General features: G+C 62.3%; 24 protein-coding genes and 2 pseudogenes. 8 read left to right on the top strand and 18 right to left on the bottom strand.

All coding sequences use genetic code 11. The features are described from left to right. Positions 1–168 precede the first annotated feature (168 nt). Positions 169–630: a hypothetical protein gene (locus CJ028_RS20070; RefSeq protein ID WP_105036975.1), complete on the bottom strand. Its 462-nt coding sequence runs from the start codon at positions 628–630 to the stop codon at positions 169–171. A gap of 1,000 nt (positions 631–1,630) precedes the next feature. On the opposite strand from CJ028_RS20070, the gene CJ028_RS20075 reads away from it, so the two are divergent. Then, positions 1,631–2,776 carry a hypothetical protein gene (locus CJ028_RS20075; protein WP_129590556.1) on the top strand — a complete coding sequence of 382 codons (1,146 nt, stop codon included), beginning with the start codon at positions 1,631–1,633 and terminating at the stop codon, positions 2,774–2,776. A gap of 139 nt (positions 2,777–2,915) precedes the next feature. On the opposite strand, the gene CJ028_RS20080 is transcribed toward CJ028_RS20075, so the two are convergent. The 14 genes from CJ028_RS20080 to CJ028_RS20145 all read right to left on the bottom strand — a co-directional run bounded on the left by CJ028_RS20080 (position 2,916) and on the right by CJ028_RS20145 (position 15,086). Next, positions 2,916–3,260, bottom strand: coding sequence for an HPF/RaiA family ribosome-associated protein (locus CJ028_RS20080; RefSeq protein ID WP_105036977.1), 345 nt, complete (start codon positions 3,258–3,260; stop codon positions 2,916–2,918). 26 nt (positions 3,261–3,286) lie between these two features. Next, complete coding sequence (locus CJ028_RS20085) at positions 3,287–4,459, bottom strand: serine hydrolase domain-containing protein (RefSeq protein WP_105036978.1); 1,173 nt, start codon at positions 4,457–4,459, stop codon at positions 3,287–3,289. A gap of 2 nt (positions 4,460–4,461) precedes the next feature. Next, entirely contained in the window at positions 4,462–6,123 is a 1,662-nt protein-coding gene (locus tag CJ028_RS20090; protein WP_105036979.1) for a dipeptide ABC transporter ATP-binding protein, read from the bottom strand. Further along, entirely contained in the window at positions 6,120–6,992 is an 873-nt protein-coding gene (locus tag CJ028_RS20095; RefSeq protein ID WP_105036980.1) for an ABC transporter permease, read from the bottom strand. The genes CJ028_RS20090 and CJ028_RS20095 overlap by 4 nt, the downstream gene beginning before the upstream one ends. Then, the gene (locus CJ028_RS20100) at positions 6,989–7,945 is read right to left on the bottom strand and encodes an ABC transporter permease (protein WP_105036981.1); all 957 of its coding nucleotides are present in this window, start codon (positions 7,943–7,945) and stop codon (positions 6,989–6,991) included. Before CJ028_RS20100 ends, CJ028_RS20095 begins: the two co-directional genes overlap by 4 nt. Continuing rightward, positions 7,945–9,543, bottom strand: a complete 1,599-nt coding sequence (locus CJ028_RS20105; RefSeq protein WP_338064154.1) for an ABC transporter substrate-binding protein — start codon at positions 9,541–9,543, stop codon at positions 7,945–7,947. The genes CJ028_RS20100 and CJ028_RS20105 overlap by 1 nt, the downstream gene beginning before the upstream one ends. Positions 9,544–9,601: 58 nt before the next feature. Next, complete coding sequence (locus CJ028_RS20110) at positions 9,602–10,057, bottom strand: thioesterase family protein (protein ID WP_105036982.1); 456 nt, start codon at positions 10,055–10,057, stop codon at positions 9,602–9,604. Then, positions 10,054–11,031 (bottom strand): 3-hydroxyacyl-CoA dehydrogenase NAD-binding domain-containing protein, encoded by a 978-nt coding sequence (locus CJ028_RS20115; RefSeq protein WP_105036983.1) that lies wholly within the window; start codon positions 11,029–11,031, stop codon positions 10,054–10,056. Before CJ028_RS20115 ends, CJ028_RS20110 begins: the two co-directional genes overlap by 4 nt. 4 nt (positions 11,032–11,035) lie before the next feature. Continuing rightward, positions 11,036–11,923, bottom strand: coding sequence for a beta-keto acid cleavage family enzyme (locus tag CJ028_RS20120; protein WP_105036984.1), 888 nt, complete (start codon positions 11,921–11,923; stop codon positions 11,036–11,038). Between the two features lie 40 nt (positions 11,924–11,963). Next, positions 11,964–12,851, bottom strand: a complete 888-nt coding sequence (locus CJ028_RS20125) for a TetR/AcrR family transcriptional regulator (protein WP_105036985.1) — start codon at positions 12,849–12,851, stop codon at positions 11,964–11,966. 403 nt (positions 12,852–13,254) lie between these two features. Beyond that, positions 13,255–13,557: a transcriptional regulator gene (locus CJ028_RS20130; RefSeq protein ID WP_105036986.1), complete on the bottom strand. Its 303-nt coding sequence runs from the start codon at positions 13,555–13,557 to the stop codon at positions 13,255–13,257. Next, the gene (locus tag CJ028_RS20135) at positions 13,529–14,425 is read right to left on the bottom strand and encodes a hypothetical protein (RefSeq protein WP_129590557.1); all 897 of its coding nucleotides are present in this window, start codon (positions 14,423–14,425) and stop codon (positions 13,529–13,531) included. Before CJ028_RS20135 ends, CJ028_RS20130 begins: the two co-directional genes overlap by 29 nt. Before the next feature lie 125 nt (positions 14,426–14,550). Then, positions 14,551–14,814, bottom strand: coding sequence for a type II toxin-antitoxin system RelE family toxin (locus CJ028_RS20140; RefSeq protein ID WP_105036988.1), 264 nt, complete (start codon positions 14,812–14,814; stop codon positions 14,551–14,553). After that, positions 14,811–15,086 carry a type II toxin-antitoxin system Phd/YefM family antitoxin gene (locus CJ028_RS20145; RefSeq protein ID WP_105036989.1) on the bottom strand — a complete coding sequence of 92 codons (276 nt, stop codon included), beginning with the start codon at positions 15,084–15,086 and terminating at the stop codon, positions 14,811–14,813. The genes CJ028_RS20140 and CJ028_RS20145 overlap by 4 nt, the downstream gene beginning before the upstream one ends. A 260-nt stretch (positions 15,087–15,346) precedes the next feature. On the opposite strand from CJ028_RS20145, the gene CJ028_RS20150 reads away from it, so the two are divergent. Both CJ028_RS20150 and CJ028_RS20155 read left to right on the top strand, forming a co-directional pair. Beyond that, the gene (locus tag CJ028_RS20150) at positions 15,347–15,874 is read left to right on the top strand and encodes a helix-turn-helix domain-containing protein (protein ID WP_105036990.1); all 528 of its coding nucleotides are present in this window, start codon (positions 15,347–15,349) and stop codon (positions 15,872–15,874) included. Beyond that, complete coding sequence (locus tag CJ028_RS20155) at positions 15,871–17,097, top strand: MFS transporter (protein ID WP_105036991.1); 1,227 nt, start codon at positions 15,871–15,873, stop codon at positions 17,095–17,097. Before CJ028_RS20150 ends, CJ028_RS20155 begins: the two co-directional genes overlap by 4 nt. 383 nt (positions 17,098–17,480) lie before the next feature. On the opposite strand, the gene CJ028_RS20165 is transcribed toward CJ028_RS20155, so the two are convergent. Then, positions 17,481–18,182 (bottom strand): cysteine hydrolase family protein, encoded by a 702-nt coding sequence (locus CJ028_RS20165; protein ID WP_105036993.1) that lies wholly within the window; start codon positions 18,180–18,182, stop codon positions 17,481–17,483. A 745-nt stretch (positions 18,183–18,927) separates the two neighbouring features. On the opposite strand from CJ028_RS20165, the pseudogene CJ028_RS20175 reads away from it, so the two are divergent. Further along, positions 18,928–20,212: pseudogene (locus tag CJ028_RS20175) on the top strand (IS256 family transposase). Positions 20,213–20,461: 249 nt separating this feature from the next. Here the strand turns inward: CJ028_RS20175 and ribA are convergent. Both ribA and CJ028_RS20185 read right to left on the bottom strand, forming a co-directional pair. Beyond that, a pseudogene (gene ribA / locus CJ028_RS20180) lies at positions 20,462–21,055 on the bottom strand (GTP cyclohydrolase II); the annotation flags it as partial. A gap of 98 nt (positions 21,056–21,153) precedes the next feature. Continuing rightward, positions 21,154–22,383 (bottom strand): NAD(P)/FAD-dependent oxidoreductase, encoded by a 1,230-nt coding sequence (locus CJ028_RS20185; protein WP_105036996.1) that lies wholly within the window; start codon positions 22,381–22,383, stop codon positions 21,154–21,156. 101 nt (positions 22,384–22,484) lie between these two features. On the opposite strand from CJ028_RS20185, the gene CJ028_RS20190 reads away from it, so the two are divergent. The 4 genes from CJ028_RS20190 to CJ028_RS21240 all read left to right on the top strand — a co-directional run. Next, a complete protein-coding gene (locus CJ028_RS20190; RefSeq protein WP_105036997.1) occupies positions 22,485–23,153 on the top strand; it encodes a helix-turn-helix transcriptional regulator in 669 nt (222 codons plus the stop codon). 404 nt (positions 23,154–23,557) lie between these two features. Next, positions 23,558–24,031 carry a Dps family protein gene (locus CJ028_RS20195; protein ID WP_105036998.1) on the top strand — a complete coding sequence of 158 codons (474 nt, stop codon included), beginning with the start codon at positions 23,558–23,560 and terminating at the stop codon, positions 24,029–24,031. A gap of 505 nt (positions 24,032–24,536) precedes the next feature. Next, on the top strand, positions 24,537–25,193 hold the full coding sequence (locus tag CJ028_RS20205; RefSeq protein WP_129590558.1) for a hypothetical protein: 657 nt from the start codon (positions 24,537–24,539) through the stop codon (positions 25,191–25,193). A gap of 97 nt (positions 25,194–25,290) precedes the next feature. Next, on the top strand, positions 25,291–25,597 hold a 307-nt coding region (locus CJ028_RS21240), incomplete at its 3' end, for a hypothetical protein (protein WP_205684118.1).

A 25,597-nucleotide genomic window follows, 5' to 3' on the forward strand; every position in this document is an offset into this window, starting at 1 on the left:
TGACCCGCATCGCCTTCGGCTTCAAATTACCGGACGCGCTCATCGCCCTCGCCATGCTCAGCCTCGGCGGGCACAAACCCGTGCTTCCCGGACGAAACTAACCCACGGAAGAGTCAGGAGAGCCATTTTTGTGAGGTGTTGTACGTGTGGTCGAAGCATGAACTGTCTTTAGCGGCGGGGTCGGAGCATTTCGATTACTGACTTCGGGTCATCGGCTGCGAGTCGAATTTCGGTGATGGTGTGCTTCTTGGCTCGGCGTCTGCCCGTGAGTGTGATTGGTTGGGCGGATGCTAGCTGAATGCTGACGGAGCATCCGTTCGCATTGGCGAGTCGCACGAGCGATCCGTCGACCATGAGATAGGTCGCTATGCCGTCGTTTATCACTGTTGCGTTGCGGATGTTTGAGAAGTAGACAGTAGCCACGGTGTGGGTGCCATTGCGAAGCACGAGTGCTGTATTCGTGACATAGTGCGGATGCTGCCAGCGTATGGCGATCACGCCGAAGAGGAGGATGAGCGCGTACAGGCTCAGCAACGTCACCGCGCTGGCCAGCGAAGGCGAAGGAATGACGAGGTGAAGGACGACAATCTCGATCATCGTGGCGACGGCGAAAGCGATCGGAGTCGCCAAAGTGCCTCGCGTTGAAACGATGGCAGTTCCGTTTGTCGGAACCCGGGGAGGGCGACGTGTCACAACTCGAGCGACCGCCGTTACAAGACCGACTTCTGCGACTATCGCCTTATGCACGGGGGCCGGCGGCAAGGACGCCGCGATGCTCCTCCAACCAGCAAGCAACGGGATACCGCGCTTTCGTAAGATGAGCCCGGTGATCAGAAGCGTGATCCAGACGACGTCGAGTTCGGCCAAAGCGAGTACTTGGGCGACATTTGGATGCCCTGCCGCGTAAGCGCTGGCCCCGGTAAGAGCGAGACAAACCATGGCCAAGATCGCGAATCGTGTTTGTACCCTTCCGACGACCGTGTTCCCACCCATGGTTCGACTCTAAAGGGCGCGGGGAGAACACGGGTGAAAAAACGTGTCCCCGCCCCGAGCAAAGTTTGCAAAGGAGCTGACGTCGTGGGTTCGTCACCCAACACCCGCACCCGCAAGACGAAGGGTTAGTGGGATTTACGCGATCGAAGAGCCACAGCGCTCATGGGGAAAACGACTAAGCCTCCCGCGCAGAAAAGAGCAATCCACTCTCCGGTGGACAAGCTCACCCACAGTCCGGCTGCGAGAATTGCCAGGCTGTAGATAATTCCGAAAATCCAAATTCGACGTTGCGTTGAGGTGATCGGAACGGTGGACATGCCCTCAGGCTACTGGGCGCCCAAAGAAGATGCCATGCCGGGCCGGACGAAACGTCGTGGCCCAGAGAATGAATCCCACAAGCCGGACCCCCAGCGCACCAGAGCGACTGACGCTGTCGGCGGCGCGGCTGGTTTCGCGGCCCTTCCCACCGCTCGGTCGGGATAGTCCACAATGTCGTCGGGCAGGCGCACCGTAATCTGTCGGCTCATGCCGCCGGCATATCATTTGGGGATTCATTCAGGTGTGTCGTACTCGCCGGTGCTGTTTGTCGAGGAAAGCACAGGTCACCAGGCAAAATGCCCACTGTTAGGCTGAGCGCATGTTACGCCGCAGTCTGATCACGCCGACCGTTTTGCTCGCGATCGTGGTCCTCAGCGGATGCACTGCGGGGCCTCAGGTAGAAACGTCAGCGTCAGGATCAGTCCCACCAACACCGGTGGCAGCGAGCGGTTACGCCTGCGCCGACATTGCTGCCCTTGATGATGTGGCGCCCGTTTTCGTCACCGCCGACGGAACTGCGCCGACCCCGGTAGCCGCGTTCCAGCCAGCGGCTAACCTCACCGAGTACGCCGTGCCAGCCCTGGGGGGTCTGTCCTGCTCTTGGCGGGTCGGTCCCGCGGTCGGCAATCCGATGCAGAACCCCGTCGGTTCCGACTGGGCGTACGTCAGCGTCGAGGTCGTCCCCGGCGGCGCCGGCTCCTGGGCACCCTACAAGGTGGGCGACACCTTCTCGCTCGGCGACGGCTCCTCCGGCGCCCCGATGACCCTCGTAGGCATTGAAGCGGCGACCGGGTGCGGCGTCGACTCCGGCTGCTTCATCAGCGCGCCGGTCGGCGATGCCTGGGTCGAAATCGTGTTGAGCACGAACTGGAACCAACGCGACGGTTGGTATTTCTCCGGGCTGACGCCCGACGCGATCCTGGCGCAGATGGAGCCGCTCGCGGCATCCGTTTTCACCGCTCTGACGGATGCTCAGCCCGGCCAATTGGTTTGGCCGGCGGTCGAGCTGGTCGAACCCGAACCCGATTGCTCCCGCGCGCTCGGGTCGCAGGGCATCGCCACGGCGCTCGGCGTCGACTCGTTCGAATACGAAGCCTGGTCCGCAGCAAGCGGCTCGACCTCCTTCGAGAACTACGTGGCGCAGCGGGCCGGGGTATTCCGCTGCGGCGTGCGGGCCGACGGCGTCCCGGTCGACTTGATGGCCGCCGGCATCCCGGGCACCTCGGTCATGGTCGGCTACGACCTGGCCGGACTCGTCGACACGATGGTCTCCACACCAGACAGCCAGGCCCTGCCGACGATTGCGCTGGAGGGCGCGGTCGAGGGTGAGCACGCCGTGCAGATCTGCTCCGACATCGGGCCGCTCTGCATCATGATCTTCTCACTCGGCCAGTCGGCCTACCAGGTCGAGTCGAACAGCGACACGGTGGCGATCGCCGAAGCGATCATCGCCCACACCCGCTAGCGGCCCGGCGCCGCCGGCGCGCCGTGGGACTGTGCGTTTCCGTCTTACGTCGCAATTTCCACGCCGGTGTCATCGCACTGAGGCGTCAAACCGCTAGGCCGGGTGGCGCGCTGCGTATTCCTCGAGCGCGTCACCCGGCCTAGCTGACCTCGCCCATCGGGAGGTTGCCCTTGCGGGCATCTAACTTTCCGAAGTGGCTCACCAGCAGGCTCTTCATCTTGTGCAAGGCGCCAGTCAGGGCTTCCTCCACGGCGTTGGCGTTTTCGGTGACGACGACGGGCGTGCCGCCGGCTGGGCGGGCCTCGAGCGTGCACGTGATGTCGTCGGCGCTGCTGCGGCCGGTGCTGCCATCGGAGAGGTGGACCTCAACCCGAGTCAGGCGTTCGCCGTAGCGCGAAAGGGACTCTTCGACGATCATTTCGAGCGCGCCAGCGACCCGTTCGGTGCCGTTGACGTTGCTGTCGGTATTGACGATGACCTGCATAATCACTCCTTCAATTGCGTACAACTTCAGGCTAGCCCTCCCTGATCCGAACCCCCTCCGCGGACCAGGCCGGGCAGTACCACCAGCAGCTCTTTCACACGGGTGTCGAAGTTCTCGGCGAGCATCTCGTTGGTCAGAAAAGAGAAGCCGAGGCTTTGCTCTGGCCAGGCGCCGTGCAGGCTGCCGCCCGCCCCGGAATGCCCGAAAGCCGACGCCTCCGGCCCGTAGGTACCGATCGGGTCGGCCAGCTCGAAACCGAGGCCGAAGCGCAGCGGCCGGTCGTTGATCGCATCGATACCCTCAGACCAGGTCTCGGTCGCCGCCGCGAGCGTGCCCGACGACACGAGTGATCCCAGCCGGGAGTACAGCGCGGCCATCCCGTCGGCCGTCGCGATTCCGCCGCCGGCTGCCAGCTCGCCGCGATGCAGTTCGGGGGTGTTGGCGCGCAGGGACGTTCCGAGCAGAGTCTTGGAATACATCCGCTCCACTATTTTGCGTCGCTCCGGGTCGGTCAGGTAGGTGCTGATCGCGTAGCCCTCGGCTCGAAACATCGGGGCCACGCGCGATTCCAACGCGTCAGGGAGCCCCAGATATATGTCGAGGTCGAACGGCCGCGCAATGAGCTCGTCGATCAGCTGCCCGGCACTCTGACCGGTCACCCGTCGAAAGATCTCGTTCATCAGGTAGCCGTAGGTGATGGCGTGATAGGCGACGCGGGTTCCAGGCTCCCACAGCGGCGCCTGCGCGCCGAGCGCGACGGCGTTGGCAGCGTTGTCGAGGTCGGCCCACTCCCCCGACGGTTCCGGGTCGACGTAGACCAGACCGACCGTGTGACTGAGTACCTGTGCCACGGTCACGCGTTCCTTGCCGGCGGCGGCGAATTCGGGCCAGTAGTGCGCAACCGTGCGGTGCACATCAAGCAGGCCACGGTCGACCAGCAGCGCCGCCACTGCGGCTACGATTCCTTTGGTGCCCGAGAACATCACGGCCAGCGTCTGTGGGCCCCAGCCGGTGGCGATTGCGTCGGTCGGTTCGGCGCGTTGTTCCGTGCTGCCGCCGTACAGGCGCACGAGCGGATGCCCGTTTCGATACACGCAGAACGCCATCCCGCCGCGGGACCGGTCGACCAGCTCGGTGAAGACCCGCACTAGCCGGTCGAAGCCGGGCAGATCGCCGTCATTGTGCGCCTGAACCGACACGGTTACAACGTCGGAACGTGGGTCAGCAGCTCGCGGGTGTAGCTGTGTTGCGGATTCTCGAGCACGTCGTCGGTCGGTCCCATGTCGACGATGCGGCCGGCGTGCAGCACGGCCAGACGCTGGGAAATGTGGCGGGCAAGCGCGATGTTGTGGGTGACGAACACCATCGCCATCCCGGTTTCCACCTGCAGGGTGCGCAGCAGGTCGATGATTGAGGCCTGCACCGACACGTCGAGCGCGCTCGTGACCTCATCGCATACCAGCACGGAGGGTGCGTTCACCAGCGCGCGGGCGATCGCGGCGCGCTGACGTTCACCTCCGCTGAGCTGGCCCGGCCGCCGGTCGATGAATGACGCGGCAAGCTGCACCTGATCGAGCGCCTCTAACACGAGGGCCCGACGCTCCTTGCGACTGAAGGTTCCCGACATATACAAGGGAACCTCGACCGATTCGCCGATGGTGCGACGCGGGTTGAGCGACGACAGCGGCGACTGGAACACGTACTGGATGCGGTGGCGTTCCTCGGCGCTGCGCTGCCGCGTTCCGGGTTGCAGGGTCGTTCCGGCGAGGCTGACCGAGCCGGTGTAGCTGTCATTCAGCCCGGCGATGCAACGGGCGGCCGTGGTCTTGCCCGACCCGGATTCCCCGAGCAGCATGAGCGATTCGCCCCGACCGAGCTCGAAGTCGATCCCGTTGAGCACCGCGTTACTGCCGTAGGACAGCCGCAGGTCGGCAACCGACAGCAGACTGGTCGAAGCGACGTCGCGCGCCGTCAGGCGAGCGGATGCCGCCCGCTCCCGGCTGATGATCGGCATGGCTCCGGTCACCGCCTCGACCTCCCCGATGTGGTGGCGCCCGGCCAGGTCGGGCACGGCGTTCAGCAGCTTGCGGGTATAGGCGTGCTGCGGGTCGTGCAAGACCTGGTCGCTCGGACCTTGCTCCACGATGCGGCCGGCGAGCATGACGGCGACCTCATCGGCCACCTCCGACACCACGGCGAGGTCGTGCGTGATGTACAGCCCGGCGACGGCATGGGTCGTGACCAGCTGGTGGATCGTCTGCAGCACGAGGGCCTGCGTGGTGACGTCCAGCCCGGTGGTGGGTTCGTCCATCACCATGACTTCGGGGCGAAAGGCGAACGCCATGGCGATGCCCACGCGCTGCTGCTGCCCTCCGGAGAGTTCGTGCGGCCAGCGCCGCTGGTAGGCGGTATCGTTCGGCAGTCCGACGTCGGTGAGCACTTCGGCCAGCCGTTCTCGGCGGGCCTGCTCCGACGCGCCGTAGCCGTGTACGCGCAGCACCTCCATGATCTGGCTGCCGATGCGCATGGCCGGGTTTAGCGATAGGGCTGGGTCCTGCGGAACATAGGAGATGGAGCCACCGCGCAAACCGCGCCGACCGGCATCCGTCAGCGCCAAGAGATTGGTGCCGTCGGAGAGTTCGACGGTGCCGCCGACGTGCTCGAGTCCGGTGCGAAAGTAGCCGAGGCAGGCTAGCCCGGCCGTGGTCTTGCCGGAGCCGGATTCGCCGACGAGGGCGAGCATCCGTCCCCGCTGCAGCGTGAAGGAGACGCTGTGCAAAATTTCCTTGCCGAGCGCTGTTGCCACACGCAGGTCGGTGGCCTGCAGCGCTACCTCGGTCTGCTGCTCGATCAGTGTGCTCATTTGCTTTCCTCCACGGTGGCCGAGGCACGCGCGACGGCGTCGGTGATCAGGTTGCTGCCGACGGTCAGAATGGCGATGGCGAGCACCGGCAGAATAACGCCCCACGGCTGCAGGGTCAGGGCGATGCGGTTCTCGTTGATCATCAGGCCCCAGTCAGCGGTCGGCGGCTGCATGCCCAGGCCGAGAAAGGACAGCGACGCGATCGCCGCGATCGAATAGGTCATCCGCAGGCCGAGCTCGACCATCAGCGGGCCGGTGATGTTGGGCAGCACATCCTTCAGCAGAATCTTCCAGCGCGGCACCGCATACATTTCCGAGGCTCGAATAAAGTCCTCAGTGATGACGGCGGATGCCGCCGAGCGCGTCACGCGGGCAATCCGCGGCGCGTGGGTGATTCCGATGACCAGCACCACCACCCAGCCCTGTGGGCCGAGCACGGTGATGGCGAGCAGGGCGAAGACTAGCTGCGGCAGGGCCAGCAGCACATCGTTGCCGCGCATGATGATGCTGTCGAGTTTGCCACCCTGGTAGGCGGCGAGCATGCCGGCGGCGGTTCCGAGCAGCATGCCGAGAGCGGTGGCGAGGGCGGCGAAGACCAGCAGAGTCAGGCCGCCGTCCAGGAAGCGGCTGAGAATGTCGCGACCGAGGTTGTCGGTGCCGAAGACTCCATCGGGCTGAAACGGGCGCCCGGTGAATTCGGTGCTGGTGTACCCAGTGAGCCAAGGCAGCAGCAGGGGGCCGACGACGGCGACGAGCACGATGATTCCGGTGAACGCGAGGCCGATCCTGGCCTGGCGCTGACGGATGATGCGGCGCAGCAGTCCGGGCGGCGCAGCAATCGTCTCGGTGGCGGTGTCAATCGTGGTCATCGGATTCCTCCCGTGCGCAGTTTCGGATTGGTCACAATGCCGACGATGTCGGCAAAGAGGTTGACCACGACGTAGACGGCGGCGATCAGCATGGCGAGGGCCTGCACGACCTGCACGTCCCGGTTGGTCACTGCGTCGACGAGTGCCTGCCCAACTCCTGGGTAGCGGAACAGAAACTCGACGACGACGATGCCGCCGGCGAGCCAGGCGAGCTGAATGGCTACGACCTGGGCGACCGGTGCGATCGCGTGCGGCAGGGCATGACGCCAGATGACCTGGCGTTCGGGAACGCCCTTGAGCCGGGCCATTTCGACGTAGCCGGAGTCGAGCACCTCGATCATCGTGGTGCGCATCATGCGAATGATGTAGGGCATGACGACGAGCACGAGGGTCAGCACCGGCAGAATCAGCTGGCTCGGGTAGTCCCAGACCTGCTCGCCGGGCGGGGCCATCGTCACGGAGGGCAACACAGTGAACACGGTGGTGGAGAACAGGGTCACGAGCGCGATACCGATCACGAAGTCGGGCAGCGCGGCGAGCACGAGAGAGATGCCGGTGGCGGCGTGGTCTCCGGCCTTGCCGCGACGCAGGGCGCTATAGGAGCCAACAAGGATTCCGACTGGAATGCTGATTGTGGCCGCAGCGACCATGAGTACGAGCGAAGCGGCAATGCGATCACCGAGCAGAGCGGCCACCGACCCGCCGGACGCGGCGGAGACGCCGAAGTCGCCGACGAACAGGCCGCCGAGCCAGTGCAGATAGCGCTGCGCAAACGGATCGTTGAGGTTCATCTGCTCGCGCAGGGCCTCCAGCCGTTCGGGAGTGGCCTGCTGGCCGAGAATGGCCTGGGCCGGGTCGCCCGGCAGCAGCAGGGTCGCCACGAAGACCAGCATCGAGACGACGAGCAAAATGACCGCGCTGATCGCGAGACGGCGAAGAATGAGACCGGGCATCAGTGCTGCCCGCCTATCCACACACGACGAAACTCGAATCCGGACAGCGGCAGGCCGGTGCCGTTGGGAACGAGACCTCCTACGTAACGTTGGTAGGCATCCGCTTGGTTGGGGTAGCCCCAGATGATGTAACCGCCTTCGTCATATTCGATGGTCTGCGCCTCGGTGATCAGCTTGTTGCGTTGGGTCGGGTCAATGGTCGATTTCGCCTGTTCGACCAGTTCGAGGAAGCGGGGGTTGGCCCAGTGCGTTTCGTTGTAGGGCGAGGTCGGCAGCGAACCGCTGTCGACCTGTGGCAGAAAGTTTCGGGTGTACCAGAAGTCCTGTGCGAAATCCCACTGCAGGTAGTCGTCACCGAAGAAGGTGGTCGTGTCGACCCGGCGAATGGTCACGGTGATACCCGCGGCGCGGGCCTGCTGGGCAAAGACCTGCGCCGCTTCGACGACACCGGCCTGGATCGGCGCCGTGACCAGTTCCACCTCGAGCCCGTCGGGGTAGCCGGCCTCTGCCAGCAGTTCCCTGGCGCGATCGATGTCCTGCACGCGTTGCGGCAGGTTCTCGGCGTAGCCGGGGTCGTACAAACCGTACATGTCGTTGCCGACGGTGCCGTGGCCGCTGAGCACCTGTTCGACCATTTCTTCCCGGTCGACGACCAGTCGAAAGGCCTGGCGCACTCGCACGTCGTCGAACGGAGCACGGTCGACCCGCATGGTGAACGGCAGCCACATGCCGGTTTCCGAGTTGAGAATATCCACCCGCGGGTCGGTTTTGAGCACCTCGAGCAGGGCCAGGGGAACCTGTCCGATGGCGTCGACCTGGGTGGACAACAGTGCGTTGATCAAGGCGTTGTCGTCGCTGAAGTTCAGAATGCGCAGCTCGTCGAGGTATGGCTCGTTATCCTGCCAATAGTCTTTATTGCGGGTGAAGACGCTGCGTTGCCCGGCGGTGAACGATTCGTATCGGAACGGTCCGGTGCCCACTGGGTTCTGCGGGTCGTAGTCGTCCGGCACAATGCCGAGCGAATATTGCCCGAGCGAGTCGTCGAAGGTCGCAGTGGGCGTGTTGAGCCGAAATTCCAGCAGGTAATCATCGAGCACGACGACTTCGTCGAGAATGGTCAGGCTTGAAGCCCCCGACTTCGGATTCTCCGGGTCCGTGATGCGGGCAAAGGTCGAGGCCACGTCGCGGCCGGTCATCAGATGACCGTTGTGAAAGGTCACCCCCTGGCGCAGGCGCACGGTCCAGGTCTTGGCATCGGCAGAGGGAGTGGCCGAGAGCGCGAGCAAGGGCTTGAGGTCGAAGTTCTCGTCCCGGTAGAGCAGAGCCTCGTAGAGGTTGACGACGCGGGCGATGTCGGTGGTGCCGACCGGAATGTGCGCGTCGAGGGTGTCCGCCGCTCCGCCGCCGACCAGGCCGACTCGCAGAATGCCACCGCGCTGGGGTGGTCCGGTGAGCGCCGGCAGCTGGGCGACCGCCGTACCGCCACACGCGGTCAGCAGCGCGCCTACGCCGATCGCCATGCCGCCACCGAGAACGTGGCGACGAGAGAAGAAGCGGGCGGTGCCCGGCGAATTCGGATCGAGCGGTGAGATAGACATGGGACTCTTTTTCGGTTGCAAAACGTGAAACGACAGCTGACGGCTGGCTGGTCAGGGGTTAGAGCGAAACGGTGCGACCGCTCCAGTCCGGCGCGGCGGCGGAACCGGGCAGCTGGTGGTCGCTGATCGCGGTCGCCACGAGCGCGGGGAACGGCGCGGTGCGGCCGGTTCCGGCATCAACGTGCAGGGCGAGCAGCTCTTCGGTGGCAATCAAGGTTCCGCCCGAGCGCATCTCGTGCGCGAGGTGCAGCTTCTTCGCTCCGGCACCGACGATGGTGCTGGTGATCGTCAGGGCGGCGCCCTCGCCCGTTTCGGCCAAGTAGCGCACATGAGCCTCGACCGTATAGAGGGAGCATCCGCTTAGTGAACGGTAAGCCGCGTCGAGGCCGAGGCCATCCATGACCTGGTCGGTGGCGAAGCCGAAGGCGAGCACGTAATACGCCTCGGAGAGGTGGCCGTTGTAGTCGATCCAGTCCGGCTGCACGGTGCAGTGGTAGGAGTCGAGCACGCTCATGCGCGGCGTCTCTTGATTTCGTCGATCACGTTCCGCACGGCGATGATGGCGGCGTCGCGTTCAATGATGAGGTCGTTGACCGAGCGCTCTTCGGCGGCGTCGACGCCAGCGATGACGGCTTCACGCAGGTCGTCGGTGAGTTCGGGGGCCTCGAGCCGGGTCCACGGCGATTTCAGCGACGGGCCGAAGTGTTCCAGCATGTGGCGCATGCCGCCCTGGCCGCCGGCGAGGTGGAAGGTGGTCATCGGGCCGTGGATCGGCCAGCGCAGTCCGGGGCCATCGGTGATCGAGCGGTCGATCTGCTCGACGGTCGCTTCGCCGTTGTCGATCATGTGCAGGGCCTCGCGCCAGAGCGCTTCCTGGAGGCGATTGGCGATGAAGCCGGGCACCTCACGGTCCATCGTTATCACGGATTTGCCGATGTACTCGTAGAAGTCGGCGGCCCATTGCACTGCGGCGGCGCTCGTGGCCTCGCCACCGACCACCTCGACCAGCGGAATCAGATACGGCGGGTTGAACGGATGCCCGACCACCAGCCGACTCGGATTCGCGGCGCGGGTGGCCATATCGGTCATGCTGTAACCCGAGGTGGATGAGGCGATCACGACACCGTCTGCGGTGGCCGCGTCGATGTCGGCCAGCAGGTTCTGCTTGAGTTCGAGCACCTCCGGGGCGCTCTCCTGCACGAAACCCACGCCGGCGACGGCCTCAGCAATGTCCGTGTGCACGGTGAAGTTGCCGGGCGATGCGTCGGGGTGAAGGCCCAGCAGGGTCAGCGCCGGCCAGGCGGCGTCGATGAGCTGACGCACCTTGGGTGCGGCGTCTGGAGCCGGGTCCCAGACCCGCACGTGGTAGCCCTTGGCGAGGAAGTAGGCGGCCCAGCCGGCGCCGATGGTTCCGGCGCCGATGCAGGCGATGGTGCGCACATCGGCGACGTTGCCGCGGGCATCAGTGTCATTGGTGCTGTCGGTCATGGTGCTAGGCCTTTCGGTCGAGCTGGAGAATGTCGCGGGCTTCGTCGGGAGTGGCGACGCTTTTGCCGAGGTCGTGCACGATGGCAATGGCCCGTTCGGTCAGTTGCACGTTGGTGGCCTTGACCCCCTTGGTGAGGTAGAGGTTGTCCTCCAGGCCCACTCGCACGTGGCCGCCGAGCAGCACCGACTGGGCGACCCAGGGCATCTGATTGCGGCCGATCCCGAACGAGGTGAAGTTCGCGCCAGCCGGCAGCATGTTGACCATGGCCTGCAGCAGACCGGGATCGGCCGGGGCGCCGTAGGGAATGCCCATGCACAGTTGGTACAGCGGCGGCGGGGTGATCAGGCCTTCCGCTACGAGAACGTTGGCAAACCAGAGGTTTCCGGTGTCGAAGATCTCCATTTCGGGCTTGACGCCGAGCTCCTGGATGCGGGCGGCACCCTCGCGCAGCATGTCCGGGGTAGAGATGTAGACGTTGCTACCCTCACCGAAGTTGAGCGTGCCCATGTCGATCGTGCAGATCTCCGGGCGCAGCTCCTCCACGTGGGCGAGCCGTTCGAGGCCACTGACCAGGTCGGTGCCCGGCAGCTGTCGGGTCGGGTTCGACGGGTCGAGCACCAGGTCGCCGCCCATACCGGCGGTCAGATTGATGACCGGGTCGACGTCGCTCACTTTGATCAGGCGTACGACCTCGCGGTACAGGGCCACATCGCGTGAGCTTTGCTTCGTCACGATGTCGCGAACATGAATATGCACAACGGATGCCCCGGCGCGGGCCGCCGCCACGGCATCCGCTGCAATCTCGCCGGGAGTGACCGGAACGTGTTCGCTCTTGCCCGTGGTGTCACCGGCGCCGGTGACGGCGCAGGTGACGATGACCTTCTTGTTCATGTGGAGCTCATTTCTGTAGTCCTGTACATGGTGGGGCGGTTCAGGAAGTAGGGGTCACGACCGTGCGGTCGATGAATTTTGCGATTTGCGCATACATCTGATCCGAAGTCAGCATTCCGGTCAGCACCTTGATGATCAGGCCGTCGATGAGTGCGGTGAGGTGTTGGGTGAGCTCGTCTGCATCGACCGAGATGAAGCATCCGCTGTGCTGCCCGTCGACGATGATGTCGTGCACGGTCTGCGACCAGCGGCGGTAACTCTGCGCGTGCCCTTCCCGCCAGGTCGGGTCTACGGCGGCTTCGGCCCAGGTCTGCAGCCAAATCGACATCTCGGCGCGGCCCCGCTCTCCGGCTGGCAGTTGCAGAAAGACCAGGCGTTTGAGCCGGTCGACCGGGTTGGCAAAAAGGTGCAACTCGGCGATTTGGCGGTCGAAAGCGAGTTTGACGGAGAAGCGCAGCGTTTCGGCGAAGATCTCACGCTTGGTGCGAAAGTAATAGTGCACGGTGCTGTCACTCGTGCCGCTTGCCGCGGCAATATCAGCAATGCGCACCGAGGAATACCCGCGCTCGGCGAACAACCACCACGCCTTTTCGACGATATTCCTGCGCTTCTGGGCGTGGCCGCTGTCTTCGCGGTGCCGGGTTGGCAGAATCGTCACGGCCGGCACGGCTGACACCCCCCTGGCATCGTCGGTGCCCGACAACAGCCAGTTCACGGTCACACCGGCGGCAGTAGCGAGCTGAGTCAGCTCGTCCGGGCGAAACCGGCGGGTGCCCTTCAGCGCCTTGGACAGCTTCGTTTCGTCGATGCCGATATGGCGGGCGACGTCGCGCTGGGCGAGGCCGGAATCATGAATGGCAGTGCGCACCCGCACCAGGAGTGCCGCACGGTATTCGGCCTGGGTGGCGCCCTCTTCTTGCGATTGCATTTGACCAACACTAACCCCACCTTGCGATTCACGCAGTTCTCGGCGACAGGAATTGCGACTCACGGATGCGTCTGGGAGACTCCGGCAGTCGCCAAGACTTTGGCGGGAGCCTCCGCTGGACAGCATCTTGCAATAAGCGGAACGGCCGATCCTTCTTGGCGCCGGGATCTCGTTGGGAAGACCTATGCGCAGCTCGTGACCGTCGAGACCGCCAATCACAGCCTCGAACTGGCGTCGAAGGGCTGGCGCGAGTCAGCGAACGCACAGCTCAACATTATCGACAAGGTCATCACCCATCTCGTTGACCGCTGAGGAACAATCGGTGCGTCCGGTGGCGGATCCCCTCTTCGGACGAATCCGATGTCCTGCTGAGGGTTCGGCTTACGGGCGTCGTCGCTGCTGTCTAGTCGAGGATGCCCTCGCTGATGGCGCGAAGGGCGAGCAGATGATTCTGGTACGCACGATGTCCTTTCATCGTTGACTCGATCCAGGTTCTCGGGCGGTTACCGACGTAGCCCTTGATGACTTTCACGTAGCCGGCCTTCTCCAAGTGGCCGATCGCCTTGCTCAGCACGGAGTCGTTGGCTTCGAGGAGGTCGCGCAGGGTGCGGAAATCGACTTCGGTTCTGTGTCCCAACGCGGCCATCAGCGAGAAACGGATCGGGGTCTGAAAGGCATCATCCAGTCGGTGTCGTGGGTGAGCCATGAGCAACCTGCCTGCCTCGTGAGCGGGTGGGCAGGAATGACGCGATGAGCATGACGAAAAGGACGAGGACGCCTGTGGCCACGCTGATCGGGGTCGTGATCCAGCCCGTGCGCGAGAGCAGGACGGTCAGCAGGAACAGCACACCGACTGCGATCCCGAACGCAGCCCAATGGATCGGCCCCCACTCGTAGCCCGTCCGGGGAAGCCCCCACCGTGCCCGCCAACCGCCCAGCACCACCACGAGCGCCATCATGACCGTGGCTCCCACAATCGGGAACCACGCCAGCGTGCTGGTCGCCGCGAGCAACCCGGCGGTGGCACCGATCAATGCTGTAGACCATCGCGCAGGTCGGCTCAGCGGCTCGTTCATCCAACGATCGGGGTTGAGCGTCGTCGCGCGCCGAAGCTGCCGGATCGGGCCGGCGGCCATCGTGAGGAATATCGCCACAGCCACCAGCAGGTTCAGCCGCCAGGGGTAGCTCACTCCGGCGATGCTCAACCCGGCCAGAGTCATGAATCCGGCGATGATGAGCCCGTCGGCGATCCAATAACCGGGAGCCGGTTTCGTGCGGATGCCGAATCGCTCCCGTGCACCGCTGACCAGCGAACTGAAGATCAGCACGGGGAACAAGAGGATTCCTGTGTACGAGAAGCCGCCCGCGCCCGACGCCACCTCATCGACTGGGCGGCCACCGAAGGAGAACAGGAACACTCCCACATAGACAGCCAGAACAACCGCACCCCACAACATGAGTAGCGCGAACGCACGGGATGGACCCTGAAGCGTGACCCGGTTCCGCACGTCTTCATAGCTCCGCAATTGTTCTGCGGCGCTGTGCTGGGAAGGATCCCGGCTTTCATTTTCCATGTGGATAGTATAGTCGATATGGAATCTTAATCAGAACCGTATCGTTCAGCCTCGGCGAGCCGGGGCCGCCGTTTCGCTGAGGGATCCGCTTTCCGGACACCTCCGCTGTCCCGGTGAACGTTCCTCTAACGGGATTCGTATATCTCGCGACGATGTCCGAGTCGGAGGACGAGCACGATTAACTTGTCGTCCTGAATCTCGTAAATGATGCGGTAGTCGCCCGTTCGGACCCGCCATTCGCCAGAGCCGCCGACGAGTTGAATCGCTTTGGGCGGCCGCGGGTCGCCAGCCAAGAGGTCGATCGCTGCTTGGACTCTTCGGCGGACCTGCGGATCGAATTTGCGCAGTTGCCGCTCAGCGGTTGGTGCGATCCTCACCGAATAGGTCATGCGAGGCCGAGGTCTGCCTTTACTTGGTCCCACGGAGTTGGTTCGTTTTTTGTGCGACGCATTTCTTCCCGTGATTCCTCTGCGGCACGAATATCGGCCATGTCTTCGGCAAGTTCGATCAGACGCTCCAAGTCGTCTGCGGCGATAACTGCCGCGACTCGCTGACCTCGGCGGGAGAGGAAGACCGGCTCGTGCTCGGTGCGGACGCGGTCGATGATCGATGCGAGCTGGTCGCGTGCATCAGAGACGCTGACGGGGACTGTAGTCGACATGAATCAATCGTACATTTCATCTTTAAAATGTACAAGAAAAACTCAAATGTACAAGTGTGTCCCGTAAGAGGTTCCTCCCCGGGCGCGGTGCTCGGTGCCGGCGGACAGGCCGTTTCGATCCAAATGTGAGTCCGATCATCGTCAGGTTTTAGGGCACTTCAGCTCGGACGGTGCCGTGACCTGCGTCGGCACGTGTTCCGGACAGGTAACCGCAAAAGAACGATTTGGGGGTTGGGTGTTGTTTGGCATATCGTTTGGGCATGCCGGATCTTGATGGCCTTCGGGCCGTAGCTCACCCGTTACGCCTGCGTTTGCTTTCCCTTCTGACTGCCGAGGCTCTCAGCGCTACGGAGGCGGCGCGTATCTTGGGCGAGAGCCAAGCGAACGTGAGTTACCACCTGCGTCGTTTGGCTCAGGCGGGACTCGTACAGCTTGTCGAGGAAACGAATATTCGTGGCGGGACCGCCAAGCGCTACCGACACGATCCCGCGAGCGGCGAAGCGCTCGGTTCGGGACGCGTCGACGAGCACCAAGCTCTGATGGGTTCCCTCGCCGCAGAGTTGATCGCCCGCAGCGCGCGTTACCTGTCAGAATCCGAATTCGTGTTCACCGAGGCGGAGGTCACCGTCTCCCGCGAGGCATGGGACCGTATCCGCGACATGTCACGCGAGATCGGGAAACTCATCCACGATGAGGCCGTGCCCTCCGCCACACCAGAAGGCATCCGGATGAGTGCCACCCTCGCATTGTTCGAAGTCGTGAACCACGACACCGCCCCGCGAACATGAGTAGCGGCTACCTCGAGGTACTGCGCACGCCCGGAGCGCTCAGGGTCTTTATCCCCGCGCTCGTCGGGCGGCTCTCGTTCGCCATGGTGACCTTAGTGCTGCTCTTCGCGGTGCAGCGAAGCACGGATTCTTTCGCGGCCGCCGGCGCGGCTACTGGGGCTTTCGGGCTCGCGAACGTGATCGCTTCCCCGTATCGAGCACGATTCGTCGACCGGCGCGGACAGCGGTTTGCACTCAACTCGCTTGCCATCGCTTTCGCGGCCGGTCTGGGCGGCATTGCTGCGCTGACAGCCCAGCCCGACCCGCCACCAGGGGCTCTCGTTGGGCTGGCGGCCATTGTCGGATTGTTCCCGCCACCGCTTGGCGCCTCGATGCGTGTGCTCTGGGGCTCGTTAACAACGCCGGGAGCGCTGCGGACGAAGGCGTACAGCATCGATGCGGTCTGTGAGGAATTGCTGTTCTCGACGGGGCCCTTGATCGCGGCGGCCATTCTCAGTGCGGCATCGCCGACGGTCGGACTGCTCGCTACTGCCGCGGTGGCACTGGCCGGAACCCTCGGCATGACAAGCAGCTCGCTATCGCGACAGCACGTTTCCGTCACCGCTTCCCTCCGGAAGAGTTCACGGCCGTTACGACAGAGCGGGTTCGTCGCAGTGTTGATCGCGCTACTCGGCGTGGGAGTCATACTCGGGACCGTGGAAGTGGTCGTACCCGCAATCGCCGACAGACAGGGATCGGTCGGTCTGGCCGGCATCCTCCTCGCCTCTTTTGCAGCCGGAAGCGCAGTCGGAGGCCTGCTCTACGGCCAGCGAACTTGGAGGAGCTCGCTCGTAAAGCGACTACTCATCTCGGTCACAGTCATGATCGCGCTGTGCGCACTTCTCACGACAATTGAGTTTGTCGTGGTTCTCGGCTTCGGACTCGCTGCGGTGGGCTTTTTCCTGGCCCCGTCGCTCGTGACCGGCTACCTACTCGCGGACGACCTCACCGCTCCAGAGGTGCGCACCGAGGCATCGAGCTGGATCAACACGGCAGTCAACGCTGGCGCCGCCGTTGCCGCCGTCATGGTGGGGTTCGCCGTGGACGCTATGGAGCCCCGTCTTGGATTCATCATCGGCGCAGCAGTGGCCCTCATCCTCCTGATAGCCGCAACCGTGCTGATACTCAAAAACATCAAAGCCGCGCCCGTCGTAAATCAATTGCAATCGGCGCAGATGAAATGAGACGCCCAGCACCGCGATGGCGAGTTCCCGTAAGACGTTCGGCTTACGGGTCAACGCGATGCGTCTGATCCTTCGCGGTCTTTTTCGCCTTGGCAGTCAAAGCGATGACCGCGCTTGCAGCTGAGAGGACGGCTAGCAGCAGAGCGAGAACCAGACTAAAAACATGCCCTCCGTTGGTTCCCGTATCTCCGTTCGCGATCGCAATTATCTGGATCGTTGCGTTTGCTAGCCAGAGCACGACCATCGCGAGGCTGAGCCCGGCCTGGTGCCTGCCGACCCACAAAATCCTCCGTCTGCCAGTCATGGTGTAAATGTATCCGTGTGATCTTCCAATTCCTACGAGTCCGATAAGGGAACGGCTACTGCGTACTGATCACGCACTTTCAGGCCTTCAAAAAGCATGGAAGAGTACGAACCGGTACGACGTTGCGCACCGATTCCTGCCGTTCGTTGAACCACCTGGCGTCCCGCCCCCGGGCAGCTGACTCGATGAGGTTGTCTCCTGCGATAGCGTTCCCGGATGTTACGGCTTCGGTCCAAGCGCTCGTCGTGGCGACCGCAGCCCAATTGGAGTGCAGGACGGCCATAATTGTCTCGTGCACCCGTTTCGCCGGCGCAGAACCAGCGGAATTCACAATGTCGATGGCTCCGGTTGCATCCGACAGCACCTCAACGGTGAATCCGAGAGGTTCGGCAGCGGCGGCGGAACCGATAACGCAGTTGTTCGTCATGTAGCCCACGATGGTGATTGTGTCGATCCCACGTTCGCGCAACCATTCCTCTAGGCCAGTACCCGCGAAGATACTGGCGAATGACTTCGTGAAGCGATGGGCCACGTTGTCGGCGCGCTTGGCGATCTCGGGGCGCAATTCGAAGGTCGACGACTCCGGCGCGAAGACCGGGAACCCCGCGGGAGATTGATGTTGCCCAACGACGACCGGAATGCCAGCCTGCTCAGCAACGTCCATCGCCTCGGCAATTCGAGTAAGTGACTCATCGCGTGCCGGGTATTGAATCGGCAGTAGTCCTTCAAAATACTCCTGTTGGGCGTCGATGACGATCAGTGCGCGGCGCGGCGAGGACATGGGATCTCCCTTGGTCGATGCGGTGAGATGGGACTTCCGGCGGATGGGACGCGGTGCTTTCGGTGAGGACCGCTTTCTGGTCGGCTCCGACGTAGATGTATGACGATGTTACGCCGCCGATGGTGGCGGCCGTCATCTGCTGGAACCCGTTATACGCATACGTTGCCGTGGGGGTGGCAGTGAGGTTTCCGGTGCCGTCGTAGGCATACCCGGCGATGGTGATCCGGTTCGCGGCGTTGTAGGTCAGCTATGGTGCGTCGCCGCGGGCCTACACCGCGAATAGGTCCGGCAGCAAAAAGACAAGATCACACTGAGGGCAGCGCTCACATCCCCTGAGACCATTCCTGGTGCTCATAATCTCAGCGTTCATCTCGGTGCCGCACGAGGGACAGGGCGGCCCCCTCCAGGGCATCCCATCATCGGCCATCGGGTCGAGCTGAGCGAAGACGAATCGGGCGACCTCGATCGCGTCAACGCGAGCATTCGAGCCGGGCACTGAGTTCGCCACGTCCCGGAGTACGACATCAAGGGATACAGATCCAGTACCGGTGCGGAGCTCTCTCTCGCAAGCTGACCATACTGGCGGCTCGACCCTACCAGCCCTGTGTGCACCGTTCCATAGATGTCGTCGTCCGATTCGTAGATCCTCCCGTGTCTTCCATAGGGGCTGCTGCCCGCTGGGACTGTCTCTTAAACGGTGTTTCCGGCCTGACGCGCTGGACGTGGGTCTGGCGGGAAAGGTGCCGTGATGACGACACTTGATGCTGTGACGAAGAAGACGAAAAATGAGCCCACCCGTGAGGCGTTGGCGGCGAAGGAATGGGTGCTCCTGGCCAAGGAGCAGGGCCTGGCTCTGGACGGGCCTGACGGTCTGCTGGGCCAGTTCACGAAAACGTTCCTGGAGACGGCGCTGAACGAGGAAATGACTGAGCATCTCGGTCATGAGAAGAACCGTGCCCCGGACGAGCGTGACGAATCCAAGGTGCGCAACGGGACCCGGCCAAAACGGTGATCAGCCCCTCGACGGGGCCGGTGACCATCCAGGTGCCTCGTGACCGGGACGCCACGTTCACTCCGGTGATCGTGCCCAAACGACAACGCCGTTTGACCGGGGTCGATGAGATTGTGCTGTCGTTGTATGCCCGCGGCCTCACGACCGGGGAGATCAGCGCACACTTCAACCAGATCTACGGTGCGCAGGTCTCCAAAGAGACGATCTCTCGCATCACGGACAAGGAGATCGAGGAGATGCAAACGTGGCAGTCTCGCCCCTTGAACGGCGTCTACGCGGCGATCTTCATCGACGCGATCGTGGTGAAGATTCGGGACGGGCAGGTCGCCAACCGGCCCATCTACGCGGCCATCGGCGTGACCCTGGACGGCGATAAAGACATTCTCGGGTTGTGGGCCGGCACCGGCGGTGAGGGCGCCAAGTTCTGGATGTCTGTCCTGACCGACATCAAGAACCGTGGTGTCACCGACACGTTCTTCCTGGTCTGTGACGGGTTGAAAGGGCTCCCGGACGTTGTCGGGAACGTGTGGCCGTTGACACGGTGCAGACGTGCATCATTCACCTCATTCGGAACACGTTCAAGCTGTCCTCGAAGAAGGATTGGGATGCGATGAAACGAGCGGTGAAACCGATCTATACCGCTCCGACCGTCGACGCCGCACGGGCGGCGTTGGGTGATCTGACCGAGATCTGGGGCAAGAAATACGGCGCGATCATCCGGTTATGGGAGTCGGCGTGGGAAGAGTTCACCCCGTTCTTGTCCTACGACTCCGAGATCCGCCAAGTGATCTGCTCCACGAATGCGATCGAGTCGCTCAATGCCCGGTACCGGCGGGCGGTGCGTGCTCGAGGGCATTTCCCCACCGAGCAGGCCGCTCTAAAATGCTTGTATCTGGTCACGCGAAGTCTCGATCCCACCGGTGAGGGCCGAGCTCGTTGGACGATGCGTTGGAAGCCAGCTCTCAACGCCTTCGCCATCACCTTCCACGACCGCTGGCCGAACGCAGAATCCTACTAATGAAAAACGCCGGAAACACCGTCAACGAGACACACCCCAACGCCCGGAAGCTGAACGTTAAACGGGATTGTAGACGGCAAGGGCTGAGCTTCTGCGGATATTTCGGACAGAGAATCTGTCACGGTCATATGAGGATCTAAATTGAATTATTTGCAAATTTCTTAGCATCCGCGTGGTGTACGAATGATGATTGTGCGGTCAGGGTCAGGTCAGTTGAGAGTGTTCTCGACGGGGTTTCAAACTTCAGGGTTAGAGCGCGTGTTGAAGGAGGTGCCCCATGCGATCACGTTTGGTGCGTAGATAGGCGGAGTTGGCCGGATGTGCACCTGCTGTAAGTGGTATGCGCTCGAGGACGGTGATTCCGTGCTCGGTGAGTTGGTCGACCTTGTCGGGGTTGTTGGTGAGGAGACGCACTGCCTGAAGCCGGAGGTTGTAGAGGATCGCAGCCGCGGCAGAGTAGTCACGGCCGTCCGCGGGGAGGCCGAGCGCGAGGTTCGCATCGAGCGTGTCTAGGCCGGCTTCTTGCAGTCGGTAGGCCTTGAGTTTGTTGACGAGTCCGATGCCGCGGCCTTCGTGGCCGCGCATGTAGATAACGACGCCGCCGTATTGATTGATTGTGTTGAGGGCGGAGTCGAGTTGTGGGCCGCATTCACATTTCTGAGATTTGAAGACCTCGCCGGTCAGACATTCGGAGTGCACACGAACGAGGCAGCCGTCGGTTGGAGTGCCGGACACGACGGCGAGATGTTCGCTGCCGGTGACGAGATCGCGGTACACGCGGAACTGGAAAGTGCCGTGCTTGGTCGGGACGGTCGTTTCAACTTCAAACCTGACACCAGACGTCGCGATTGTACGGACGGCGCAGATACCGTCTTCTTCCGCCGAGAGCGCGGCGGTGGGTGCCCTCGAAGAATTGGTGCTGACACATGTTTCGGTCATGATTACAGTGATTCCAGTGGCACGTCGGCATCCGCAAGCTTGGCATGAGCGACCTGGTTGCCGCGCCGAATGATGCCCTGCACGGCTTCGTTGACATCCCAGACATTTACGTTCATTCCGGCCACAACTTTTCCCTCCGCCACCCAGAAGGCGATGAATTCGCGGCCAGCCCGGTCGCCTCGATACACCACATCAGCTCCCTGGGTCAGGGGCCCGAATCCCGAATACTCCATTCCTACGTCGAACTGGTCGGTGTAGAAATATGGGATGTCGTCGAAGGACACGTTTTGGCCGAGCATCGACCGCGCTGCAACCTTCCCACCATTCAACGCATTTGCCCAGTGTTCGCTGCGCAGCTGCAGCTTCGCCAGAGGATGGTAGGCATTGGCAACGTCACCTGCTGCGTAGATTGCCGGGTCGCTCGTGCGAAGCGACGCATCAACGGAGACGCCGTCGTCGATCGTTAGCCCCGCTGAATTAGCCAGCTCAACGTTGGGCGTGGCACCAATGCCGACCAAGACGAGGTCCGCAGGAATGACCTCTCCGCTTTCGAGTCTCACAGCGCTAGCTCGGCCGTCTTGACCGAGAACACTTTCAACGGACACCGAACGTCGCAGGATGACGCCGTTGTGTTCGTGGAGATCGGCGAACATCTGGCCGAGCTCATCGCCGAGCGCGTTCGCCAGGGGGATTGGGCCGCGTTCGAGAATCGTCACGACGTTTCCGAGGGTACGTGCCGTCGCAGCCACCTCCATGCCAATCCAGCCCGAGCCGATCAGAACGAGTCGCAGGCTTCCGCCCGCAAGCAGAGGGCGCAGGGTGTCGGAGTCTTCCAGGGTACGCAGGTAGTGCACCCCCTCGAGGTCTGCGCCGGGAATCGACAGGCGACGAGACGACGAGCCAGTAGCAAGGAGCAACTTGCTGTAAGCGAATTCATCACCGGCGTCAGTATGAATGAGCTGGCGGCTGGCATCTACGCGGGCGACAGAAGTGCCGAGGAGTAACTCAACATCATGCTCCGCGTACCAATCCTTGGGATCAACGTAGACAGAGTCGCGGTCGCTGGATCCGCTGAGGTAGTCCTTCGAAAGAGGCGGCCGGATATAAGGCCGGTGCGCTTCGGCGCCGATCAGTTGGATTGGCCCGGTGAAGCCCTCTTCTCGCAGCGTCCTAGCAGCGGACGCACCAGCGAGCCCTGCTCCGACGATGACATAACTCTGAGAATCCGGCATGTTTCCCCTTTACTGGTGTGCTGGCGAGCTTCGTAGCCCAACTTTAGGAGCCACCCGTTTCTTTTGTCAAGATACTTCGTTTTAGAGTTACGATCATCACTATGAACGAACAATCACAGTCGGACGACATCTTTGCAATAGCGTCGCTCAGCGACCCGCTTCGGCGCTCTTTGTTCGATCTTGTCTCCCGGAGCGCCACACCCGTAGGTCGTGATGAGGCGGCCGAGGCGCTGGGGGTTCCGCGCGGGACGGTGGCGTTTCACCTGGAGAAACTTGCTCGATGCGGGCTGTTGGACACCGAATTCCAGCGCCGCACGGGCCGAACTGGCCCCGGCGCTGGACGGCCTGCCAAACTGTACCGGCGTGCGGCCAACGAAATCCTCGTATCCGTTCCGGGCCGACACTACGCTCTCGCCGGAGAGCTGTTGGTCTCCGCCATTGAGCAATCCGATCGCACAGGGGAGCCCGCCCAGGAGTCGCTCACTCGGGTGTCTGTAGAACACGGTCGTGCATTGGGCATGAGTGCGGGCTCATTGGATGCGGTGCTGCAGTCAACCGGATATGAGCCTCAGGACGATGGTGATGGCGGACTGCTTCTTCACAACTGCCCATTCCACCAGCTTGCGAAGGGCCACATCGAGACCATCTGCGCGGCCAACCTAGCCTTACTGGTCGGCGTCGCGGAAGGTGCGGGCGAGAGCGCGCGCAAGGTCCAATTTGCGCCGAGAGACGGATACTGTTGCGTGCGCATTGCCCGGAATGCTGGGTAGGCGGAGGGCTTTTCCTTCCCTCGGTCTGTCCGGTCTATCCGTGGGTCGTGACCATCGCTACCCAACGGCTCCAGTGGTCTCATTAACACCTCGCTCCCGAAGAGCGGCTGTGACCGCCTGGTTGTAAAGACGACTAATATTGCGGCGTCGTTCCTGTATTCGGAAGTGAAGTCCCGACGTGATTGTGCTTTGATAAACATTCTCTTTTATGAGCTGTCCTCTCAACGGGGTCAGTCGCATTGCCTGGTCATTTAGAGCTCGGCGCGGTCTTTGGGTTGAGGGTCATATCATCAAGAGAGACCTCAAGCAGGTCTAGACGTTCGCTGAAACCCGCTCAACTGCGACGGTGGCTGACGCAATGACGTCATATTTCGAGCCCTATCCTCGTACCACGAAAGGACACCATGCACGCCTCCGATACACTCCGCACGAACTTGCAATCCGTTCTCGTCGACCTGATTGCGCTGCATCTGCAGGGCAAGCAGGCACACTGGAACATCGTCGGACCGAACTTTCGTGACCTGCACCTGCAGCTCGACGAAATCGTCGAGGAGGTGCGTGAATTCTCTGATCAACTGGCCGAACGCTTACGCGCCCTCAACGCGCAGCCCGACGGACGCATCGAAACCGTCACCGCCACCACACACTTGCCGAGCTTTCCCGCCGGCGAGGTACTCACCACGGATGCGATCAACCTCATCACGGAACGTCTAAACCTCACGGTGGAAAACATACGGGCCGTGCACGATGACGTCGACGAGGAAGATCCCACCAGCGCCGATATTCTGCACCTCTTTATTGAGAAATTGGAGCAGTATGCCTGGATGGTCAGCGCTGAGAATCGGCAGCCGCAATCGGCAGCGCAGAACCACGCCTAAGCTCAGGCTTCGACGGGTTCAATTTTCGTGAGCTGATCCGTATTGTGTTCGAAAACGATGACTCCCGGGGGTATCCCAGGTGCGTCATTCTTGCCGGAGGCTCCGAAAGCGACTGCTTCAGCGTCCAAGAGGCTGCTCTGAATGGAAGATGCGGTGAGAACTCGTGTGCTCGGGACATTCACCAGTCCGGCTCTCGTTGCTCACAAAACAACAATGACGTTCTCTACCGCCGTGCGCGCCTGCACTGAATAATCGCCGATTGCAGCAACGCAGCCTGTCCCGTTCAACGGGCACGCAGCGACCAAAAAGATGAGGCGTGCCTGTGAGCAGACTCGTTGGCGCGTAGGCACACGTGTGTCGCGTCGGAAAGCTCACCGGTATAGACAAGAACAACGTCGCGGGATGCGCGCCACTGTACGAGCTGGTTTGGTTCGCCAATGTGCACAAGCCAGACGCTTCCCACGCTCCTGATACGGTGAACGAAACTTAACCGAACGGGGAATTCATGAATAGGGGAACGCTCTTCGTAGCCGTCGCAGCTCTGGTTGTGATCCTGACCGGTTGTTCCTCGAACGGGCCCCAGCCAAATATTCCGGGACCAGCGGTTACCCCAACGACCACAGAAGAAAAAGAGGCGAGCCCCGAAGCTCGTGCCACGCCGGACCATTTAGTCGTGTCTGCAAGTAGCGTCCAGATCATCCTCGACGATGGAACGATGGGCGATGAGTTCGGTTATTTCGAACCTATCGAACCGGTGGCCGCTGCACTCACAGCTGTATTCGGGAGAGAACCCGTCACAACCACCTATGAAGGCATCCCTTCGGTTGACTACGAGTGGAACGGAATGTCGATCGGCACGGATGGGCCTGCGCAACGTCCCACCAACCCGGAAATCATCATGCACGTCACGGCGGCAGAGGTCCACGGAATAGGAATCGAGACCGTTGACGGCATCCAAGTCGGTGATCCAGTAGCTGTTCTCGAAGTTGCAAATCCCTCACATCGTTGGCAGCGTGATGGCGTAGAGGAATTGGTGATCAAGGTGAATTCGGTTCCTGTTACCCCTGATGACACCCAACGAACGTTCTCTGTGGAACTCAGGTCCCTTCCTTCTGACGGCCCCGTAACCCAATTTTCCGCCCCAATTAAGAACTTTGAATAGACGACTAAGGATCCTTCGTTTTGATTAGCGGCTGCCTTCCCACCATCGGCGAAGGTGAATCCCGCAGATTCGATTGTCGCTTGCGCCTCTGCCATTGATGAGCTCCGTATTTCTTCGTAACGGCATTGAATACGACCGTGCCCGAATCCTGCAGATTCGGTTGGACGAGATGCACGATCTTGAAATCCTGTTCCTCGTCGATACCGTCGCGACGCACAACGCGACCGCGGTCGAACAGCGAAATGGGTGTTGCACCCCAGCGTGCACTACCGGCTGGTTTTACCATCGACCACCAGCGCTGTCGACGATTGGCGATCTTTGCGGAAGCGGCTGGCTTAGCCAAGATGGGTTTTCAGGAAGAGGGCTGTTCGCTCGAATGCGTCTGTTGTCTCGTCTGAGGCGTG

The sequence above is a fragment of the Cryobacterium aureum genome (assembly GCF_002954245.1).
Classification (GTDB): domain Bacteria; phylum Actinomycetota; class Actinomycetes; order Actinomycetales; family Microbacteriaceae; genus Cryobacterium; species Cryobacterium aureum.

What these genes read in the sequence shown, in the direction of transcription:
- CJ028_RS20165 (WP_105036993.1), bottom strand. Translation starts at nt 18,182, where the DNA reads ATGTCCTCGCCGCGCCGCGCACTGATCGTCATCGACGCCCAACAGGAG.
- CJ028_RS20195 (WP_105036998.1), top strand. Translation starts at nt 23,558, where the DNA reads ATGCACGCCTCCGATACACTCCGCACGAACTTGCAATCCGTTCTCGTC.
- CJ028_RS20190 (WP_105036997.1), top strand. Translation starts at nt 22,485, where the DNA reads ATGAACGAACAATCACAGTCGGACGACATCTTTGCAATAGCGTCGCTC.
- CJ028_RS20150 (WP_105036990.1), top strand. Translation starts at nt 15,347, where the DNA reads ATGCCGGATCTTGATGGCCTTCGGGCCGTAGCTCACCCGTTACGCCTG.
- CJ028_RS20120 (WP_105036984.1), bottom strand. Translation starts at nt 11,923, where the DNA reads ATGAACAAGAAGGTCATCGTCACCTGCGCCGTCACCGGCGCCGGTGAC.
- CJ028_RS20135 (WP_129590557.1), bottom strand. Translation starts at nt 14,425, where the DNA reads ATGGAAAATGAAAGCCGGGATCCTTCCCAGCACAGCGCCGCAGAACAA.
- CJ028_RS20075 (WP_129590556.1), top strand. Translation starts at nt 1,631, where the DNA reads ATGTTACGCCGCAGTCTGATCACGCCGACCGTTTTGCTCGCGATCGTG.
- CJ028_RS20080 (WP_105036977.1), bottom strand. Translation starts at nt 3,260, where the DNA reads ATGCAGGTCATCGTCAATACCGACAGCAACGTCAACGGCACCGAACGG.
- CJ028_RS20155 (WP_105036991.1), top strand. Translation starts at nt 15,871, where the DNA reads ATGAGTAGCGGCTACCTCGAGGTACTGCGCACGCCCGGAGCGCTCAGG.
- CJ028_RS20125 (WP_105036985.1), bottom strand. Translation starts at nt 12,851, where the DNA reads ATGCAATCGCAAGAAGAGGGCGCCACCCAGGCCGAATACCGTGCGGCA.
- CJ028_RS20185 (WP_105036996.1), bottom strand. Translation starts at nt 22,383, where the DNA reads ATGCCGGATTCTCAGAGTTATGTCATCGTCGGAGCAGGGCTCGCTGGT.
- CJ028_RS20205 (WP_129590558.1), top strand. Translation starts at nt 24,537, where the DNA reads ATGAATAGGGGAACGCTCTTCGTAGCCGTCGCAGCTCTGGTTGTGATC.
- CJ028_RS20100 (WP_105036981.1), bottom strand. Translation starts at nt 7,945, where the DNA reads ATGCCCGGTCTCATTCTTCGCCGTCTCGCGATCAGCGCGGTCATTTTG.
- CJ028_RS20130 (WP_105036986.1), bottom strand. Translation starts at nt 13,557, where the DNA reads ATGGCTCACCCACGACACCGACTGGATGATGCCTTTCAGACCCCGATC.
- CJ028_RS20090 (WP_105036979.1), bottom strand. Translation starts at nt 6,123, where the DNA reads ATGAGCACACTGATCGAGCAGCAGACCGAGGTAGCGCTGCAGGCCACC.
- CJ028_RS20145 (WP_105036989.1), bottom strand. Translation starts at nt 15,086, where the DNA reads ATGTCGACTACAGTCCCCGTCAGCGTCTCTGATGCACGCGACCAGCTC.
- CJ028_RS20115 (WP_105036983.1), bottom strand. Translation starts at nt 11,031, where the DNA reads ATGACCGACAGCACCAATGACACTGATGCCCGCGGCAACGTCGCCGAT.
- CJ028_RS20140 (WP_105036988.1), bottom strand. Translation starts at nt 14,814, where the DNA reads ATGACCTATTCGGTGAGGATCGCACCAACCGCTGAGCGGCAACTGCGC.
- CJ028_RS20095 (WP_105036980.1), bottom strand. Translation starts at nt 6,992, where the DNA reads ATGACCACGATTGACACCGCCACCGAGACGATTGCTGCGCCGCCCGGA.
- CJ028_RS20105 (WP_338064154.1), bottom strand. Translation starts at nt 9,543, where the DNA reads ATGTCTATCTCACCGCTCGATCCGAATTCGCCGGGCACCGCCCGCTTC.
- CJ028_RS20110 (WP_105036982.1), bottom strand. Translation starts at nt 10,057, where the DNA reads ATGAGCGTGCTCGACTCCTACCACTGCACCGTGCAGCCGGACTGGATC.